General features: G+C 37.2%; 17 protein-coding genes. 4 read left to right on the top strand and 13 right to left on the bottom strand.

Annotated features, from left to right (window positions below; translation table 11 throughout):
* Positions 1–3: 3 nt before the first annotated feature.
* From HMPREF1505_RS12285 to HMPREF1505_RS13375, 4 genes are all read right to left on the bottom strand, one after another.
* The gene (locus HMPREF1505_RS12285; protein ID WP_004361228.1) at positions 4–804 is read right to left on the bottom strand and encodes a polysaccharide biosynthesis/export family protein; all 801 of its coding nucleotides are present in this window, start codon (positions 802–804) and stop codon (positions 4–6) included.
* A 591-nt stretch (positions 805–1,395) separates the two neighbouring features.
* Positions 1,396–2,499: a metallophosphoesterase gene (locus HMPREF1505_RS12280; RefSeq protein ID WP_036925863.1), complete on the bottom strand. Its 1,104-nt coding sequence runs from the start codon at positions 2,497–2,499 to the stop codon at positions 1,396–1,398.
* Between the two features lie 16 nt (positions 2,500–2,515).
* Complete coding sequence (locus HMPREF1505_RS12275; protein WP_197017529.1) at positions 2,516–3,868, bottom strand: MATE family efflux transporter; 1,353 nt, start codon at positions 3,866–3,868, stop codon at positions 2,516–2,518.
* Positions 3,869–3,872: 4 nt separating this feature from the next.
* Entirely contained in the window at positions 3,873–4,013 is a 141-nt protein-coding gene (locus tag HMPREF1505_RS13375; RefSeq protein ID WP_197017528.1) for a hypothetical protein, read from the bottom strand.
* A 116-nt stretch (positions 4,014–4,129) separates the two neighbouring features.
* Here HMPREF1505_RS13375 and HMPREF1505_RS12270 point away from each other — a divergent pair, with 116 nt between their 5' ends.
* Positions 4,130–4,531, top strand: a complete 402-nt coding sequence (locus HMPREF1505_RS12270) for an FKBP-type peptidyl-prolyl cis-trans isomerase (protein WP_036925860.1) — start codon at positions 4,130–4,132, stop codon at positions 4,529–4,531.
* Between the two features lie 209 nt (positions 4,532–4,740).
* Entirely contained in the window at positions 4,741–5,997 is a 1,257-nt protein-coding gene (locus HMPREF1505_RS12265) for a GTP-binding protein (RefSeq protein WP_036925857.1), read from the top strand.
* Between the two features lie 324 nt (positions 5,998–6,321).
* Here the strand turns inward: HMPREF1505_RS12265 and HMPREF1505_RS12260 are convergent, their stop codons facing one another.
* Entirely contained in the window at positions 6,322–7,275 is a 954-nt protein-coding gene (locus tag HMPREF1505_RS12260; protein ID WP_036886794.1) for a glucosaminidase domain-containing protein, read from the bottom strand.
* 114 nt (positions 7,276–7,389) lie between these two features.
* On the opposite strand from HMPREF1505_RS12260, the gene HMPREF1505_RS12255 reads away from it, so the two are divergent.
* Together HMPREF1505_RS12255 and HMPREF1505_RS12250 are read left to right on the top strand one after the other, a co-directional pair.
* Entirely contained in the window at positions 7,390–7,716 is a 327-nt protein-coding gene (locus tag HMPREF1505_RS12255; RefSeq protein ID WP_036925854.1) for a 2-amino-4-hydroxy-6-hydroxymethyldihydropteridine diphosphokinase, read from the top strand.
* Positions 7,707–8,489 carry a M48 family metallopeptidase gene (locus tag HMPREF1505_RS12250; protein ID WP_036925851.1) on the top strand — a complete coding sequence of 261 codons (783 nt, stop codon included), beginning with the start codon at positions 7,707–7,709 and terminating at the stop codon, positions 8,487–8,489. The genes HMPREF1505_RS12255 and HMPREF1505_RS12250 overlap by 10 nt, the downstream gene beginning before the upstream one ends.
* Positions 8,490–8,788: 299 nt before the next feature.
* On the opposite strand, the gene HMPREF1505_RS12245 is transcribed toward HMPREF1505_RS12250, so the two are convergent.
* The 8 genes from HMPREF1505_RS12245 to HMPREF1505_RS12210 all read right to left on the bottom strand — a co-directional run bounded on the left by HMPREF1505_RS12245 (position 8,789) and on the right by HMPREF1505_RS12210 (position 16,739).
* A complete protein-coding gene (locus tag HMPREF1505_RS12245) occupies positions 8,789–10,150 on the bottom strand; it encodes an aminotransferase class I/II-fold pyridoxal phosphate-dependent enzyme (RefSeq protein ID WP_036925849.1) in 1,362 nt (453 codons plus the stop codon).
* A gap of 8 nt (positions 10,151–10,158) precedes the next feature.
* Positions 10,159–10,794, bottom strand: a complete 636-nt coding sequence (locus HMPREF1505_RS12240; protein ID WP_036925847.1) for a sugar transferase — start codon at positions 10,792–10,794, stop codon at positions 10,159–10,161.
* 187 nt (positions 10,795–10,981) lie between these two features.
* Positions 10,982–11,362 carry a GxxExxY protein gene (locus tag HMPREF1505_RS12235; protein WP_036925844.1) on the bottom strand — a complete coding sequence of 127 codons (381 nt, stop codon included), beginning with the start codon at positions 11,360–11,362 and terminating at the stop codon, positions 10,982–10,984.
* A gap of 153 nt (positions 11,363–11,515) precedes the next feature.
* Positions 11,516–12,151: a hypothetical protein gene (locus HMPREF1505_RS12230; RefSeq protein ID WP_036925841.1), complete on the bottom strand. Its 636-nt coding sequence runs from the start codon at positions 12,149–12,151 to the stop codon at positions 11,516–11,518.
* Complete coding sequence (locus HMPREF1505_RS12225) at positions 12,141–13,265, bottom strand: glycosyltransferase family 4 protein (RefSeq protein ID WP_197017527.1); 1,125 nt, start codon at positions 13,263–13,265, stop codon at positions 12,141–12,143. Before HMPREF1505_RS12225 ends, HMPREF1505_RS12230 begins: the two co-directional genes overlap by 11 nt.
* A gap of 40 nt (positions 13,266–13,305) precedes the next feature.
* Positions 13,306–14,409: a glycosyltransferase family 4 protein gene (locus tag HMPREF1505_RS12220; RefSeq protein ID WP_036925839.1), complete on the bottom strand. Its 1,104-nt coding sequence runs from the start codon at positions 14,407–14,409 to the stop codon at positions 13,306–13,308.
* A 186-nt stretch (positions 14,410–14,595) separates the two neighbouring features.
* The gene (locus HMPREF1505_RS12215; RefSeq protein WP_036925837.1) at positions 14,596–15,660 is read right to left on the bottom strand and encodes a glycosyltransferase; all 1,065 of its coding nucleotides are present in this window, start codon (positions 15,658–15,660) and stop codon (positions 14,596–14,598) included.
* Positions 15,661–15,779: 119 nt separating this feature from the next.
* Positions 15,780–16,739 (bottom strand): glycosyltransferase family 8 protein, encoded by a 960-nt coding sequence (locus tag HMPREF1505_RS12210; protein ID WP_036925835.1) that lies wholly within the window; start codon positions 16,737–16,739, stop codon positions 15,780–15,782.
* Positions 16,740–16,748 lie beyond the last annotated feature (9 nt).

The raw sequence follows: 16,748 nt of genomic DNA, 5'->3' as shown, positions 1-16,748 counted from the left end.
ATTTTACTTTCTCAATACGTTTACAAGCAACGATGCCACTGATGTCACAATACCAATGAAAGAGAACCAGAGGGTAGTAGAACTACCGATACCAGAGTTCTTAGCCTTTACACTGTTTGGTTGAACATAGAGGACATCATTCTGCTGAAGATAATAGTAAGGTGAGTTAAGCAAGTTTGCATCATTGAGATTCAAACGTACAACATGCTTCTGACCTGTTGGATCTTCACGAATCAACATAATGTTATCACGCTTTCCATAAACACCAAGGTCACCAGCTTGTGCAATTGCTTCCAAGACGCTCATCTTCTCTGTTGATACAGGAATAACACCTGGATGACCAACTTCACCAAGAACGGTTATATGATAACTGCTCATACGAACAGTCACAATAGGATTCTCAGTGCGTGCCAAATAAGGCTGAATCTTACTCTTGATAAGGTCTTCACACTCAGGCTTTGTCAAGCCACTTACATGAATCTTACCAATTACTGGGAAATTGATGAATCCAGAGTTGTCTACCAAGTAACCCTGCAAAGAGCCACCACCCGAAGCAACCTGCTTACCACTACCCAACTGATTACGCACCTGCAAATTGAAAGGAGCTGCAGCATCTGGGTCAGTAGTGTTTACAGTAATCGTCAATTCATCTTTTGGCATGATGCGTGCATCATACAAGCCACGTGAAGCAGCAAGGCTAATAGAATCAGCGTTTTCTAAGTAAGTAAAGCCCTTACTTGAGCCACATCCCGTCATGGTCATAATCATAGCCGTAACTATGAGGGAGAAAATAATTTTTTTCATTTGAACAAATAACGTGTAGTCAACTATCAACATTAATTTTAGCAAAATAAAAACGAACGAAAACAAAGGAACTTCTTTCCTTATTTCATCGATCGAAATATATTCTTTGCAAAAATACAACTATTTTCTGATAACCGCAAACTAATATCTGTTTTTCTTTTTAGATTCTTCAACACATCGTAACGAACGACTTATCTTATTAAGAAAACGTTGGAACATCTTTAGAATTATTCTGTCTTAATCTCTCATCTGGTGATAGGCGATAATGAAGTCTTATTTCTTAATTAATCGTACAATTACCGACCTTATCGTTTATATTTGGTTATATGATTCTTTTCCGACAATGCATAGCCCCCTCTCAACAAAAAAGAATAACACATTAAACCATGAACACCAATGGTGCTTACGCCCCGCACCTATGGTGTTCATGCTCCGCACCATATGTGCGCAGCATGAACATTATAACAGATGATGAAGAATTCAACTTGTAGATATCATTTAATGATATAAATTAAACCACTAACAATAAGCATATTATGCTATAAGTAGTTTGTTTAAAATATTGTTCTAAACAAACAGAATGGTTAATCCCTACTTGATATCAGCTACTACATATTCAGACCTTGTTCCGATACGGAACTTACCACCCCAAATACCGATTCCAGAAGACACATAATATTGAGTATTCCCTTTCTGTAAAGGTCCGAAAGCATCCTCATAGATAAGGTCTTCTATCCAGCTTACAGGCCACACCTGACCATAATGCGTGTGGCCAGAGAGTTGGAAGTCGATACCAGTTTGCTGTGCCTCTTCCAAATGATAAGGCTGATGGTCCATAAGAATCGTATAATAACCCTTTGGAGCAAACTTCATCAAATGCTGTAGACTGGCACGCTTTTTATTCGTCCTATCATCGCGTCCTACAATAAGAATTGAGTCACCACCTGCCAAAGGCACCACACTATGATTATCAATGAGCAGATGAATCCCTGCATCTTGATAGAACTTCTTTGCACGAGGTTCTCCACTTAGATATTCATGATTTCCCAGACAAGCATAAACAGGAGCCTTCAGACGACGAAATTCAGTTGCCATATCTTGGTCTATTAATGCACGAATACTACCATCAATAATATCTCCTGCTATAAGAATAGCCTCTGGTTGCTCTTCATTCACCTTATCAACCCACTTTCTAAACTCATCTGCACGATTATGATAACCTAAATGTAGGTCGGTCATCATTACCAAACGATGTTGCTGTTTCATCGGTTTTGCCGACTGCAAAGTTAAGGGTACACGCTCTTTATGCAAATAATTGAAATATCCATAAACGAATAATCCAATCATAATAACAACTACCGATACTGTACCTGCCCAACTATTATAAAGGAAGGAACGAGAAACAAGATGAAGTAATCTTCCCAAGTCGAGCACAAGGAAGAGTAACAACAGATACAGCCCGACAAACACAGCAGAATTGCCAACTTCATACAATGTAATAGCTATTGGCATTGGCTTATTATCCAAGCCTAAGATAAAATTGGTAAAGAAGCATACGATGCAAAGCAAAAATGCTCCAACGACAATCCATTTACCTACTACAGCAAGGGGCAGAATCTGCCATACATGCCAACTTACATATCCACAGCCCAGCAAAAGGACCAAAAGAAACACGATTATCCAACCATAACCCATCTTACAATCTTTTTTCTTAAATTATTACTAAATATCTACGTGCCCAGAGAATAGAGGCAAATCCTCTCATCCCAAGAAACGATAGGAAAGCTATCCATAAGGCATTATTTCCATGACTATTCCAAAACAAATAATAGACAACGAAGAATGTTATCATTGCCATAGCTGTTGAAAATAACATTCCCTTAGTAGCTGTCAAGCCGATAAAGACCCCATCTAACACAAAAGCCGCCATTCCTGCTATAGGAATAAGGTAAGCCCAAAAGAGATAAGGCTGTGCAGCTGTCACAACAGCCGTATCACTTGTGAGAAGACGAAGGAAACCTACGCCGCCAAAGACGTAAACCGCAGTAAACATCAATGCCATAATGACACCAAAACCAAAGAGTCGACGAACTGTTATGTGCAGTCCTTCTATATCTCCTGCACCATAATACTTACCACTAAGCGCCTCTCCAGCATACGCAAAACCATCCATCAGATAAGAGAAGAGCGTAAACAAGGTCATTAATAATGTATTCACAGCTAACATCATAGCCCCCTGCTTTCCTCCAGCTGACGTAAAGAAGAAGTTCACTGCCACCAAACAAAGCGTCCGCAAGAAGATATCTTTGTTTACACGGAAGAACTCACCCCATTTTCCTCTCATGATAAATACATGACGGAAGGTTGTCTGCAAGGCTACACAACGTTCTTTCCCAAAAGCCAATCCTCGCTCTTTTCCTGATGTTATCCGCTTGTATGCAGCATATAAAGAGACTACAAAGCCTGCCCACTGAGCCAAAGCTGTACCTGCTGCAACACCACTGATTCTCCAATCTAATACAAAAACGAAGAACAAAGAGGCAAGGATATTAACTACGTTCTGCAACACAGCCACCATCATTGGTGTACGCGTATCTTGCATTCCGATAAACCATCCAGTCAGTCCATAGAGTCCCAACATAGCTGGTGCACCCCATATAACGATCCTAAAGTAGGTAGCAACAAAGTGCCACGAAGCCTCTGGCGTATTCATCAACCGAAGCATCCCCCACTCTATACCACGCTGTGCCACGATAAAGAGGACTCCCATTCCCACTCCTATTGTCAGTGTGCGCACAAGAATATTCATACATTCCTGTTCGTCTTGTCGTCCATATGCTTGTGATGTCATGCCACTCGTTCCCATACGTAGGAATCCTAATAACCAATACATCACATTGAATATCATCGAACCGACTGCTATCGCACTAATATAAGCCTCATTACCAATATGCCCTACCACCGCCAAGTCAACAAGACCTAACAATGGAACAGTCACATTACTTATAATAGAGGGGATGGCAAGGCGTAAAATCTCCTTGTTCCAGTTATCCAACAACTGCATTTCGCTACTCCCTTATGTAATCCTTAGCAACAAGGTCGTAATACAAAGCTTCCAACTCTGCCAATGACAATCGCTCTATTGAATGCTCCAACACGCAAATCAACTCTGCCCGACGTGTATCATTCTCTATTCTATCAAAATTCATATCGTACGTTTATAAGCTATAGAACAAATACTATGCCGAAACAAAAGTAATTGAATTAATTGTGAAATCAAAAGATATTGGCTAATTTTGCGTGCATTAATGTAGAATTAAGATGTATGGGAAAGAAACAAGAATACAAATTAAAGAATGAAGAATACCTTAGAGAACTTAGTCAGAAGGAAGGTATCAAGAAACTTCCTAATGGTATTCTATACGAAGTAATAAAGGAAGGAAGCGGTGAAGGAAAAGTTACAGAACGTTCTATTGTCACCTGTCATTACCGTGGTAGTCTTATTAACGGCAATGTTTTCGATGATAGTTGGCAGAGAGGTATTCCAGAGGCATTCCGTGTAAACGAACTGATTACAGGATTTCAAACGGCACTCTGTGCGATGCATAAGGGTGACCATTGGCGTGTTCATATCCCCTATCAAGAGGGTTATGGAACAAAACGCGATGGTGATATCCCTGCTTTTTCTACATTGATTTTTGAGATAGAACTATTTTCGATAGGATAAGTAGTTGGGGCTTCCCTTTGTCTATAAAGGTATTAGAGATCAATATACATCCCAAAAGAGTGGCTATGCATTGATTGGCATAGCCACTCTTTTTCAATTAAGGAATAGGAAAAACTAAATTACACAATTTTTCATCATGCTGAAGACGTCACTTGGCATATTTTTTGTAACTTTGTAGTCTAAGAATTATAAAACAAAAGACACATAAGATGAATATAAAAGAGACTCCTGTCCTCCTGCTTACAGGTTATTTAGGCAGCGGTAAGACAACGTTAGTAAACAAGATTCTTGCCAACAAGAAAGGTATTAAGTTTGCCGTTATTGTCAACGACATCGGTGAAGTGAATATTGATGCTGACCTCATCGAGGCAGGTGGCGTTGTCGATCAGAAGGATGATTCGCTCGTTGCACTCCAAAATGGTTGTATTTGTTGCACGCTGAAGATGGACTTAGTGCAGCAGTTGAACGAAATTGTTTCACAGCAGAAGTTCGACTACATTGTTATCGAGGCAAGTGGTATCTGCGAGCCTGCCCCTATCGCACAGACTATCTGCGCATATCCACAAATGTATCCAGACCTTACTAAGAAAGGTAAGGCAGTACTTGATTCTATTGTGACCGTTGTTGATGCACGTCGTATGTGTGATGAGTTCTCTGCTGGAAACGACCTTTTGAAGAAAGACTTGCAAGAAGATGACATTGAGAACTTACTTATCCAGCAGATTGAGTTCTGCAATATTATCCTTCTTAATAAGGTGGATGATGTCAGCAAAGAGGAATTAGGACTGGTGAAGAAGATTATTCGTTCACTTCAACCAAAGGCTGAGATTATCGAGTGTAATTATGGAGATGTTGACTTAGACAAAATCCTCAATACAGGAGATTTCAACTTTGACAAGGTTGCTACCTCTGCTTCATGGATTGCAGAGATAGAAGGTCACGATGATGAGGAGGATGAACATGAACATCATCACGACCATGATGAGCATGAACACCACCACGATGAGCATGACGATCATCATCACGAGCATCACCATCACCACCACTGCCACCATCATCATGGTTTGGAGAATGAAGAAAGCGGTGAAGCTTTGGAATATAACATCCAGACCTTCGTTTACTATGCACGCCGTCCATTCGACATCAATTTCTTTGATGACTTCGTAGCACGTCAGTGGCCTAAGCAGATTATTCGTTGTAAAGGTCTCTGCTATTTCTCTAATGAGAAGGATATCTGTTATGTCTTTGAGCAGGCTGGTAAGCAGGTGAGCCTTCGCAATGCAGGTCAATGGTATGCTACTATGCCACCATTCCAGTTGCGCGAGTTCCTTGAGAATAATCCTAAACTTAAGAAAGATTGGGAGGAGCCATACGGTGACAGAATGCAGAAACTCGTATTTATTGGTCAAGACCTCGACAAAGAGGCTATCACCAAAGCATTGGATACCTGTCTGACTGATTTCTAATCAGTCATAGGGCCTTATCCGCTTCTTAGGAACTCTAACTATTTTACTGTCGAACAGATTGTTTGCATTTGTTGCAAAGGCGTAGCAAATAGCGTAAAGACAAACAAATAACAAAGCCCTTACTTATCTATAAGCAGATAAATAAGGGCTTTTTTATGTGTATTAATAATTATCTTGGCCTCCTATTAGTCATTAAAGCCTAAACTTTCTTTAGTCTTATGACTGATTGGGCAGGTATCAGATAAACCATTTTAGAGAGATATTACGTTTAATCCAAAGCTCTAAGTTTACAATATGAATTGCAATGAATACAGAGATTGGGGATTAATATAATATCACCTCATCGCCAATTCTCAGACCACGCTCGGCAATCTTTTCATTCTTCTTCACAAGACTCTTCAAACGAATACCATAACGTTGTGCAATATCATACAAACTCTCTGACTTACGTACATAATATGGACGCTTCTTAAACTCCTTCGGACCTTTCTTTTGTTTCTTCTTCAACCAGATATACTCTCCAGGAATCAGACGTTCATGCTTATCACGTTCATTGTACTTAGCCAACTTACCTACACTAATTTCTAATTCTTTACTTAACGACTTAAAAGAATCTCCCTGTCTTACAATAACATAATAGTTGTCATTGTATTTATTGATAGGATGTGCACCCAAAACCTGAACAGGATTTGGACGACCATTTTCTATGCCACGAACAACAGAATTCTCACCACTATGATGAGCCATAAAGCGGTCATAACTTTTCGCCTTATCATACTCGTAAAGCTTATAAAGCTCAATAAGATTAATGAGACTCTGTGCATAGACAGGATTAGTAGCATAACCTGCTCGCTTCAACCCATACGCCCAACCACGATAATCGGATCTATCCAAACTGAACAGACTTCTATAACGGGGACGGTCACGAAGAAACTTACAATGATCTTCGAAACTTTCTAACGCACTATCATACGCACGGAAACATTCTCCTTTTGCATCATCATCATGCGAAATCGTACGACCCAGCCAACCATGACATTTGATACCAAAGTGATTATTACCAAGAAGAACAAGTCTTCCACGCCCTGCCCCACTCTCGAGCAGACCTTGTGCCAACGTGATACTTGCAGGTACGCCATACTTCAGCATACCTTCAATAGCCATGTCTTTATACTGATCAATATAGGATTGATAAACTTGATTCCACCTTGCCTGTCCCGACGCTACGGTAGAAAACATATAGAGGAATGAGATAAAAAGGAAGATATATCGCTTCATAAAAAGTTCTTTTTAGATTATATAACTGCAAAAATACGGGTTTTATTATATAATACAAAGTGAATTATCTTAAATCTCACAAAGATTTCAAAACTTATACGTAACTTTGTATTCATGAAGACAATCATTGCACTTGGCTCAAATTCTAATCAGGAGGAGAATATTTTCAAAGCTCAGACACTGCTGAAACAACGTTTCGAGGGTGTCAAATTCTCTGATGCACAATGGACTGAACCGATTGGAATAAAGTCTGACAAATTCTTGAATTGTATAGGAACTTTTGATACAAAATTATCTCTCACCCAAGTAATACAATGCTTAAAAGAGATAGAACAAACTATGGGTGACTCTCACGAAAATCATCAAATAGGAAAAGTTCTGATTGATATTGACCTTGCACAATATGGCGAGAAGATTGTAAAAAAGATAATATGGCTGTAAGAAGAACAGGAAAATTAATCATAACGCTTCTGCTATGCCTTACAACTTCTATCCCTGCATTTGCACAAAAGAGCAAGGATGCTGAAGAATTAGGGAAAGCACTGGAATACTTTACTTCAGCAAAGTATCATGAAGCCCTGCTTATCTTTCAGCGATTGGATAAAGAATATAAGCTTAACGAACGTTTCAAAGCTTATATAGGTCTTTGCTATTACCATGATTGGGATTATGAAGCAGCAGTTAAATACTTAGAGGGTGTTATGCCTAAATTGGAAGTATTTGCGCCACATGAGCGGTCAGTCTACTATTATACTACTGCAGAAAGTAAGTTTAACTTAAAGCAATACAAGGAAGCAATCCCCTATTATGAGAAAACTCTAACCGTATGTTATGAACGGGAAAAAGGAGATGTCTATTATCGGTTAGGTCTATGCAATATGTTTCTTCAATCATGGAAACCTGCATATGACCAATATATGAATGCTGAAAAGATTTATAACCAGTATAAACAGGAAGAAAATGTGCTGGGACGACTTGCACAGATAAAACGTATGGCTACTGCTTGTTGGACAAATTATGAGGCTACATTACCAAAGGATTCTCTGTCGAAAATAACAGACAACACGACCAATAAAGATAATAAGACGACGCAATTAAAAAACATATCGACAATTATCAACTCATTGATTTCTACGATGTTATTACCATCTACAACGCCAGATAATGTAAAAGATATTATCAAAAAAGAAGAGAAAATAAAACTTGAAAAATAAGTACTAAATTTCTATTCTTTTCTTCGTTCGTTCAGTTTTTTTTCGTACATTTGCGACACGTACATATCAAAAATGGTAGAAAATCATGCCTTTTATCCACTTGACATACAAACCTAATAAAGATTGAGATTTTTATTTATTCATTTGATAATCCCAACGGCTTTTATGTAGAGGATAAGAAGGTAAGGTAAATCAGATATTACCATAATCTAATATATGGAGAAACACAACAAGGGCTGGCACCGAAGACATTAAGATCTCCGACGTCAGCCCTTAATATGAGTTATAAAAGATAACACTTATACCATTGCCTCTTTTATCTTCTCCACAATATATTTCACATCATCATCTGTTACTAATGGTCCACTTGGTAAACACATACCTACTTTGAAAAGACTTTCGCTCACACCATTTACGTATGCTGGACAATCCTTATAACATGGCTGCTTGTGCATTGGCTTCCAAAGAGGACGGCTCTCAATATTGGCTTTATCAAGGAAGACACGCATAGCCTCAACATTAGCATTTGGTTCACAATCAGTATGTGTATTATCTACTGAATGAATAACACCAGCCGCACCACCTACAGCTCCTTGTACTGTTGTCTTATATGCATTCTCCTGACCTTTCACCTTAACAGAAGGGTCAAGAACCATTGTATTCAGCCAGAAGTTAGAATCAAACTCTGATGAAGGGTTTGCATGGAAAGTAATACCATCTATCTTACTGAAAGCCTCTTCATATAAATGAGCAATATGACGGTGATGAGCAATATGCTCATCTAAAACTGTCATCTGACCACGACCGATACCAGCACAAACATTACTCATACGATAGTTGAAACCAATCTTCTCATGCTGATAGTATGGATAACCCTCACGAGCCTGTGTTGCATAGAACATCACATTATTACGAGCCTCTTCATTAGGACAAACAAGTGCACCACCACCTGATGTGGTAATCATCTTGTTTCCATTAAATGAAAGAACACCATACTCACCAAAGGTACCACATACCTGTCCTTCATATCTTGAACCTAAACCCTCTGCAGCATCCTCTACAACAGGGATGTCATATTTATCTGCTACTGCAAGAATTTCTTTTATCTTTGCAGGCATACCATAAAGATAAACTACGATGATTGCTTTTGGTTTCTTACCGGTCTTGGCAATTCTATCTTTAATAGCTTCCTCCAAAAGTGCAGGGTCAAGATTCCATGTTTCCTTCTCTGAGTCAACAAACACAGGAGTTGCACCAAGGTAAGTTACTGGATGTGAACTGGCACAAAAGGTAAAACTCTGACAGATGACCTCATCGCCTGCTTTAACTCCCAATACAACTAAAGCGAGGTGTACAGCAGAGGTACCTGAACAGAGTGCAACTATACGCTTATCCTCCAATTCTGGTAAAGACTCCTTCCAAAGATTATCAGGATTATCCTCATGTGCCATAATTGTCTGTGGATATTCCTCTTTTTCAAGGAAGTTTCTCCTTTCACCTGAAGGACTTACAGAGACTGAGAAACGTCTCAAGTCATCTTCAAAACCATTGACATTTGGTCCCAATGGCACCACCCAATTGGTATCAAACGCCTCTTGGATGTATTTCATCTCGTTACCACTCATGTGAGCGAGACAAAGTAAAACACGATTTCTTTCCATTTTACTAATTATATTTTTTCACCTGCATAGTCCATCTTTTTACCGAGAACTGTACAGACAATCATTTGAATATCTTTTATAAAGGAATAGTTCTTTAAATAATAGAGGTTTAACCTAACTTTATCAGGGAAAATAACCTCATCATTATATTGAGCAGGATTCTCAACAGAGGCTAAGAGTTCTTCCTCATTTCTATATTTCAAGCTGGCTGGACCTGTTATTCCAGGCTTTAACTTCAAAATATCTCTTTCTTCTCCTTGCAACTGATCTGCATAGCCAGGAACGTCTGGACGTGGACCGACAAAACTCATATCACCTTTGAGGACATTCCAGAGTTCTGGTAACTCATCCAACTTATAACGTCTAAGTTTCTCGCCAAGTGGTGTGATGCGGCACTGTTCAGTTGATGCAATAGAAGTTGCTTCTGAATCCCTACTTGCCACAGAAGCCTCAGCCTTGACTGTCATCGATCTGAACTTATATACAGTAAACAGTTTGCCATACTGCCCTACTCGCTTCTGACAAAACAAAATAGGACCAGGCATCTTCACCTTGATTAGAATTGCTACTACCAATAATACTGGACTAAGGAATAGCAAACCAAACAAAGATGCAAGTTTATCAAACAACCATTTTAAAAACATAACTTATAAATGAGTTAAAAACTACGAATAAAGCTAATGACACGAATTTCAGAATATGAAAACAGATTCATTAAAAACTACGAATGACGCTAATGACACGAATGATATAAATAGAAGACACTCTAATAGCAAAAATGAAACCAATAATATATACTACGAATAATACGGATAGAACTAATCTTTTGTATCATATATAACGTTCGTACATTATAGAACTTTCACCAAAATTAATAAGTATACCCAATGGGCATTTTGTTATCTTCAAATAGTTAATAATCTGTGAGCGATCAATATCTGTAAGTCCCTTCTCAGCTTTAAGTTCTACAATTATATTCTTGAAGCAAATAAAGTCACATTTGAACTTATGCTGTAACTCTACTCCCTTATAAAAGACATTGAATGTCTGCTCCCGTTGAAAAGGAATTCCTCGTAATTTAAATTCTATCTCAAGAGCATCACCATAAACTATCTCACGCATCCCACTACCCAACTCATTATGAACAGCCATTGCAGCTCCAATTATTTGGTACGCCTCATTTTTACACACCAATTCCTTCTCAACATTCATAATATGAAAAAGCTTAGCTATATTCGTGAAATTAAAGAGATCCGTTATCCTAAATGCACATTCGGGGAATTAGAGAAATTAGCAGTTCACAAAGAACATTAGAGAAATTAGCAGTCCATAAAGAACATTCGAAAAATTAGAGAAATTAGCAGTTTATTTTGTCTTTGGTTTATACTCTACATAGTAATCTCCATTAGGTAATGTTTCAACAATATGAATATCATTAGCAGTCTGGGAAGATTTCATAGAAGCAATATTATCCGGCGCAATTGTACCAAACACTCGGAGACCTAACAATGAAGATATATCAGTCGCACACAGATTCATCATTTTATTGATTCCACAACGTTGCCAACGGTAATCAGTCATATACCCACGAAAGGATTTCCCCCAAAAGAAACTACGCTGGAAAAAATATCCAACACATACTTTTTGCTGAGCATTTCCTTCTACAACAACAATATAAGCAAGAAAACTTTTATCCTTTGCTAACTTGTTTAATGACAGTTCATCGAAACCATGAGGTTTAAAGAAATCAAAGGCTGACGCAGGCTGTTCTGCAAACATCTTTGCCAACAAAGAAAGATTATCCTTACCAAGGCTCTCTATCCTATAGGAAAGTGCATTACCATCCTCTTCTGTTGTCTTCGTGAAATGAGTAAGAATATTCTGAACTTGCCCCATTTTACCATCATACCTTAATCCAAAAAGGAAAGAATTTATGATGCCGATGACATCCCAAATCCAAGGTAATTTGTCACGTAAGATATGTGCTATTTTATAAAGCATCGTAAAACTCTTTTAATGCCTTCCAAATATCCTTCTGTTCATACCTCTCACGTATCATTGGACGAGCATTATGTCCCATACGTTTAGCCTCTTCAGGATGCTCAATAAACCATTTCATAGTATTAAACAAAGCCTGCTGCATAACCTCAGACCCTTCTTTAAGAGGAGCTGCAATAATTTTACCATTCAGTCCATCTTTAATGATTTCATTGCAACCATTGATATTCGTTACAATACAAGGCAACCCCATAGCACCAGCTTGCATTGGCACATTAGGAAATCCTTCACGGTAACTTGGGAAAACAAGTGCATCAGCTTGAGCTAAGAAAGGACGAACATCACTTTGCCAGCCAACAAACTTAACCTTCTCAGAAGTTGTCAAGAACTCTTTATCAGAAGCAGAAACGGCATCCTCCTCCTCAAATGTTCCAACCAATATTAACCGACAATTCAGTTGTCGCATACATTCCGTAAGCTCATGTATTCCTTTATCTTTAACCATTCTTCCAATAAAGACAAAGGTAAATCTATCTGATTTATCATTGGTATTATCAACAGGGGTAAAGAACTCGGTATCAATACCGTTAATATTTCCATTCCAAATCACACGCAACGGCTTCTTAGTAATGCAATCCTCTTGCAAAGCATGTAATACCCCTTGTCCTTCTGGAATAACATTTGTAGCAAAAAGACATGACAAGCGCTCCATCGTCTTAAGAATTGTTCTTAAAAAGCCATGAGCTCCCTGATAACGTAAGCCAGTAACAGTATAAACTCTATGCGGAACGCATGCAAAGAATGCAGCTATCATTGCCAAAAGACTTCCCTTAGGAGTATTAGCATGTACACACCATGGCTTCTCCTTACGGAACAGACGATACAAGAACCATAAACCCTTGATATCTTTCACTAAACTTATAGGACGTTCTAACGGAGCATCCACAACACGAATTCCCTCTCGTTCACTAACCTCCTTCAGAACATCTGTATCTTTCGCAACACCAATAATTTCGAAGTATTGGTTCAAAAACTTCAGCTGCCCTTTTAGCAAACTATTTAAAGATATGTCCGCAGTTGTAACGCGAATTAATTTCTTTCTTTGAATATCTTTCAACTTATAGAAACCTATTTATCAAGACGAAAACTTGATGATATTAATTTAAGATATTTTTATACACATCAGCATAACCACTTACTGTATTGCTAATATCAAATTCCAAAGCTCTATTATAACAGCGTTCTGCAATCTCGTTATAATAAGCTTCATCACTTGCTAATCGGTTGATTTCTTCAGCCAATGCCTTTGCATCCTCATGTGGAAAAAGAATACCATATCCCTTAGTTACTTCTTTCAAACCATTAACATCAGAGGCTATAAAAGGCTTATGTGCACTCATTCCCTCTACATTACTAAGGCTTAATCCTTCCCAATGAGAAGACATCACGATAATATCTGCTGCTCTCAGGACATTTGGAATATCAGTACGTAAGCCTAAAAATCTAACTCGGTCACTTACACCTAAAGATAGAGCTAACTGTTTTACTTCTTCCATCCGTTCACCTATACCAGCAAACCAGACCTCATATTTTTCTTTATCTAATAAGGTTAAAGCCCTAATAATAGTATCTTGGTTCTTTTGTTTACGAAATCCAGCCACCATCAAGATAGACTTACGACTTTCTTTTAAATCTAATAATTCTTTACATGGTTCAGCTTCTGATATTGTATTGACATCTATTCCATTATTTATTGTGGTAATTGACTTGTACTTATCTGATGATTTGACAAGCCATTCTCCCCCCATATATTCTCTTAGTTTGTCTTCTGCTATCTTGCTGATACATATTACATGATCATACCTGCCATACATCCAACTTTCTATCGGGCGATACCATTTCCAATTTCGTTTCCGATTAGAAGTATTATGTTCCGTAGAAACAAGATTAGTGTAACTAAACAAACTGGCGATTGCAACAAATAGCTGTGGTGAAGAATTATGCGTATGAACAATGTCATAATTCCTCATTATCTTTATTAGCTTTAATATATAGAGCGGATTATAAACCCCATGTCCTAACGCATATATCTTTGTCTGTGGACTCTCTTTCTTCAATCTATGGGTCAATGGTGTCTCTTTTCCATTAAAGATACATAAATCCACAGTATTCCCCAAAGACTGCAACCTTGGTATCAAATTAACAACCAACGTTTCAGCCCCACCCATATCCAAAGATGTTATGACTTGTAATATTCTCATTATCAGCTGCGTTTATTCTACAATAATAATCCTGTTTTAATCATATTCCAAATAAGAATACCACAATAAGTTTAAAAACTATTTGCTGTCACTTTTAACATTTCATCATAAACAAATGATATCTACCAGATTATACTCTCTATTCAAATGACAAGAATGACAGCAAAACTGAATTACGTTTCAGATTCAAGGCTGTTCACCAACCTGTTCTAATAACCGTTGAATAACTATCTCTGGAGCAATCCACTTTTCGTAATACCTTCTTGCTCCATCTTCTAACCTCTTACGATACTGAGCATCAGAATTAATCTTTACTACAGCATCATAAATTTCTTCTAGCGAATTGACAATATGAATATTTTTGCCATGTGTTAGTCCTTCTCCAGGCATTTCACGAAGAAGAGGAGATGAAATTATGGCTTTCCCCATACAAAGATACTCACCCAACTTCCATCCATGACATCCACAAACAGAAGGTGTGTTAAAAACTAGAATGCTCTCCTTTGTCTTCGTTATATAATCGTCCATAGATAAACGTTTATCATAAATAAAATCCTTATATAATTTTTCGTATTCAGGATAATCTGGCATCTCTGATAAGACAGCAGGATTATCTCTAAGGTAATATAATCCTCCCTCTATTTCTATTCCTGCTCGTTGACAAGACTTTAAGAACTCTCCTCTATATAAATTTGTACATTCTTTAGCAAATTGATTATACCACAATGTAGACGCATGAAATATATAATTAGGCTTTACTTCTACATCCTTCTCATAGAATTCCATTGAGCGGCGACGCTCATAAATGTAAAAGTAATCACGCATAAATCCTTTCAGAGACTGGAAAGAGGAAGATTTCCCACGTAAGAAATTCTTCAATCCAAAAGTTAATAATCCAATAAGAGAACGATTTTTTACAGCAAAGTTAGGACCAGGGATAAAAAGTTTGTCATACTTTTCCAAATCCCCAAACTTAACATTAACTTTAGAATAGATATCACACCAATCATATTTATCTTTTTCTATTTCAGCAACGTCCTTAATATCAAAATAAACTTTCGTTATTTTACCATTTTCATTATCAAACACTACCTCCATTCCACAACCATATTGACTTGCATTTGTAATCTTTAAATCTTCAAATGGTTTAACGGAATATATTATTTTGTCTTTACCAAAAAACTTATATAAACCTAATCTATAAAAAGAGGTATATCTATATTCTGTTCTTGGATCAATATAAACCTTCATCTAAGTGATCTTTAAAATTATTTGTTTATCAAATTATAGATGGATATCATACTACCCAACCAACATTCTCGATATTATTACCAAGGAGATGTATTAAACTCCTACTTCCATTATAATAACTATTTTCTACTTTCCACTAAAGAACGAATCTTTAGTGTAAAGTAATAGAGAGGCTTACTATGGTAGTACAAACTTGCAAGTAATTTAAGTTTCATAGGACGAGTATCCTTTTCTAACGGAACATTTTTATATAAAGATTTTGCCTTATAGTTAAGGAAAATATCCTTTAAAGGATGCTTACAATTTCTCATCCATGGACGGTTAGCAACACCTGCTGTAAAATGAATAAATATAGGATGCTTTTTTCCATCCTCCATTTCTTCTTCAGAATAGAATGGTTGCTGCTTAAAGCTATGATATGGAAAAACAAAGAAATTAGTTACCATATTATAATTTACAGGTAATATCATTTTACGTATGCACACAGCATTAATCAATCCTTGGTCGTGATGAAAAACATTGCCATTATGTGCTATAAGATAATCTAATATTTTTGCTTCAATACCTTCCTCCCTCCATTGTTTAAGATTAAGCAACAAAAAACCAGAATTTACATATGCTTCATTAGATTCTAAGTCAATAGCTTTTTTTGCATAAAGCGCAACATCATCTAAGACTCCTGCAATCTGATTATTTTCTAAATTAGAACTCCAAATTGTTTTTAAACTTCCTAATACTATAGCATCTACGTCCATATAGATAACTCTATCAATACTTTCATCCAAAAGAGATGAAAGAAAAAGTCGAGAATAGGCAGAAATAGCGATTGTACTAGGAACTTTAATTTTTAATCTTCCTGCAATATCACTAACATCATATACTACAAGGTTTCCCTTATCAGAAGGAATATGCTTTTCAATCAACTTTATACTCTCTTCATCTATATTATTAGACAAAAGATGAACTGTTATACAACTTGCCCACTGATTATTTTCAAAGAGCGAAACAAGTAATATTGAAACTAATTTGGCATAATTAGAGTCAGAAGATATTGCTATATGAAGATTGTCTGATATCATATTTATTAC

This window comes from Prevotella sp. ICM33 (assembly GCF_000517825.1).
In the GTDB taxonomy this organism is placed as follows: Bacteria; Bacteroidota; Bacteroidia; order Bacteroidales; family Bacteroidaceae; genus Prevotella; species Prevotella melaninogenica.
Note: the sequence above shows the minus strand (reverse complement) of the source record. Positions and strands in the feature narration are given on the sequence as shown.

Coding starts and splice junctions, on each gene's coding strand:
- HMPREF1505_RS12260 (WP_036886794.1), bottom strand. CDS start 7,275: ATGAAGCGATATATCTTCCTTTTTATCTCATTCCTCTATATGTTTTCT.
- HMPREF1505_RS12250 (WP_036925851.1), top strand. CDS start 7,707: ATGGCTGTAAGAAGAACAGGAAAATTAATCATAACGCTTCTGCTATGC.
- HMPREF1505_RS12265 (WP_036925857.1), top strand. CDS start 4,741: ATGAATATAAAAGAGACTCCTGTCCTCCTGCTTACAGGTTATTTAGGC.
- HMPREF1505_RS12220 (WP_036925839.1), bottom strand. CDS start 14,409: ATGAGAATATTACAAGTCATAACATCTTTGGATATGGGTGGGGCTGAA.
- HMPREF1505_RS12210 (WP_036925835.1), bottom strand. CDS start 16,739: ATGATATCAGACAATCTTCATATAGCAATATCTTCTGACTCTAATTAT.
- HMPREF1505_RS12230 (WP_036925841.1), bottom strand. CDS start 12,151: ATGCTTTATAAAATAGCACATATCTTACGTGACAAATTACCTTGGATT.
- HMPREF1505_RS12275 (WP_197017529.1), bottom strand. CDS start 3,868: ATGCAGTTGTTGGATAACTGGAACAAGGAGATTTTACGCCTTGCCATC.
- HMPREF1505_RS12235 (WP_036925844.1), bottom strand. CDS start 11,362: ATGAATGTTGAGAAGGAATTGGTGTGTAAAAATGAGGCGTACCAAATA.
- HMPREF1505_RS12240 (WP_036925847.1), bottom strand. CDS start 10,794: ATGTTTTTAAAATGGTTGTTTGATAAACTTGCATCTTTGTTTGGTTTG.
- HMPREF1505_RS12285 (WP_004361228.1), bottom strand. CDS start 804: ATGAAAAAAATTATTTTCTCCCTCATAGTTACGGCTATGATTATGACC.
- HMPREF1505_RS12255 (WP_036925854.1), top strand. CDS start 7,390: ATGAAGACAATCATTGCACTTGGCTCAAATTCTAATCAGGAGGAGAAT.
- HMPREF1505_RS12215 (WP_036925837.1), bottom strand. CDS start 15,660: ATGAAGGTTTATATTGATCCAAGAACAGAATATAGATATACCTCTTTT.
- HMPREF1505_RS13375 (WP_197017528.1), bottom strand. CDS start 4,013: ATGAATTTTGATAGAATAGAGAATGATACACGTCGGGCAGAGTTGATT.
- HMPREF1505_RS12280 (WP_036925863.1), bottom strand. CDS start 2,499: ATGGGTTATGGTTGGATAATCGTGTTTCTTTTGGTCCTTTTGCTGGGC.
- HMPREF1505_RS12270 (WP_036925860.1), top strand. CDS start 4,130: ATGGGAAAGAAACAAGAATACAAATTAAAGAATGAAGAATACCTTAGA.
- HMPREF1505_RS12245 (WP_036925849.1), bottom strand. CDS start 10,150: ATGGAAAGAAATCGTGTTTTACTTTGTCTCGCTCACATGAGTGGTAAC.